The organism is Thermanaeromonas sp. DSM 22490, assembly GCF_056378755.1.
This window is the reverse complement of sequence record NZ_JBJHHE010000059.1, coordinates 1-1,589: the sequence shown is the minus strand read 5'-3', so window position 1 is coordinate 1,589 and position 1,589 is coordinate 1. Positions and strand designations below refer to the sequence as shown.

1 protein-coding gene is annotated in these 1,589 nt (G+C 49.4%); it reads right to left on the bottom strand.

Annotated features, from left to right (window positions below; genetic code table 11):
- Positions 1-19: 19 nt before the first annotated feature.
- Complete coding sequence (locus AC1BI1_RS15280; RefSeq protein WP_476718165.1) at positions 20-1,498, bottom strand: transposase; 1,479 nt, start codon at positions 1,496-1,498, stop codon at positions 20-22.
- Positions 1,499-1,589: the final 91 nt, after the last annotated feature.

The following is a 1,589-nucleotide window of genomic DNA, read 5'->3' as shown; positions in this document are numbered from 1 at the left end:
AAGTGATGTGATAAACCCCTTAAATCAAGGCTAATTGCAGTCGAAAACACGAGATAAATAATAGGTGATGTTTAAACAGGGCCATTTTTTCTTGCAGCATGTTTACAGTAGCGCGGGTCATCTCCATGACCTTTGCTGCCCGTTTTTTCCGACGCCAGATTAATGTAGCCAGGCGTTTTATATTCTGGGCCACCGCCGTCATTTTCACCTGTTCATCTACCGCAGCCAGCCCGTAGCTCCTGGCCCGGTCCAGGCCATGATGTTCTTTGGCTTCCGCAAAGGTGTGCTCGATACGAATACGGTAACGGTAAGTACGGCGGTATCCCCCGCTTTGCATAAGCGTTCGGGCTAGGTTTCTGGCCCTAGCTATACGAATACGTTCTTTGCGCTTTCTATAAGTTGCCAGGTTGTAGGTCCGGCGTTTCCAATTGGGTATCGGCTCCAGTCGCGTGTCTTCCATGGGTACCAAAGGCTGGTAACCCAATTCAATGACTTCCGCCAGGAAGTCTCCTGCGGTATAATTGCCATCCCCCAGGAAAAAGCGTTTTTGTCCCTCCTGGGAGAGAGGTGGTAAAAAGGGGTGCACTTTCTTTAGCATCTTGAGGGCGGCTGTGCGCTCCATAGCTCCGTTGGCTACTGTGGCCATGGCCTCCAGTATAATACCAGAACGTACATCTATGAGGTTATGAGCCAGATAGCTGAGCTTCGCTTCTTTCCCACGACCCTTGCGGAATAGGCGCGCTTCCGGGTCAGTGGTGGAACGATGGGTGGCGTTGCTGAACTTCTCTCCCCGAAAATCAGGGTCGCCGGATTTTCTCGCGGAGATTGCTGGGGAAGAGTTATTCCTTGGTAAAACCTGTTCTCCTTGTGACGTATTAGTTTCGGGTTCATGGGCCGCAGGGGGATTATTATCGCCATGATGGTCGTCTTTGTTGTCGGGTTCGCTTGAGGTTTCCAGCTCTTTCTCGTCTTGCTTTCTTAAGTCCTCAAGGTATTTGATTACCGGCTGGGGGTTCAGCGGTTCCAGGCTCTTTATCGATGCCCGTGCCTGAACAATAGTGCCGTCAGCGGCCAATACGTCGCCTTTGACCAGGCCAGCCTCCACACATTGCCGTACGATTTCGTACATGATTTCATCAAATAAACCGTGTTTACGCCAGAGCTTTCTGGCCTTGACCAGAGTGGTACGGTCAGGTAAAGGGCTGTTGAAGTCCAGGCCGCAGAACCATAGATACCCGGCATGTAGGGGCAATTCGGTGAATAGACGATTCTCGGAAATACCCAATAGATATGATAAAGTAACAAGACGAAAGGCGATTTCCGGGTCTATAGATGGCCGCCCAGTATGGGAATATAAATGCGCTACCTTGGCCCGGATAAACGAAAAATCAACTGCGGCATCAATACGGCGGAGATAATAATCTTCTGGAATCAGACTTTCAATATCCACTACCTGGATTGCCATTTGCCGCCGCAGGTTTTCTTTGCTTCCCAGCAACACAATCCTCTCCTGCAAAGTAGATGTCATTACTATTTTCGATGTCGATATGCTAATACCTGCTAATTAAAATGAGTTTTTCACAACGCTT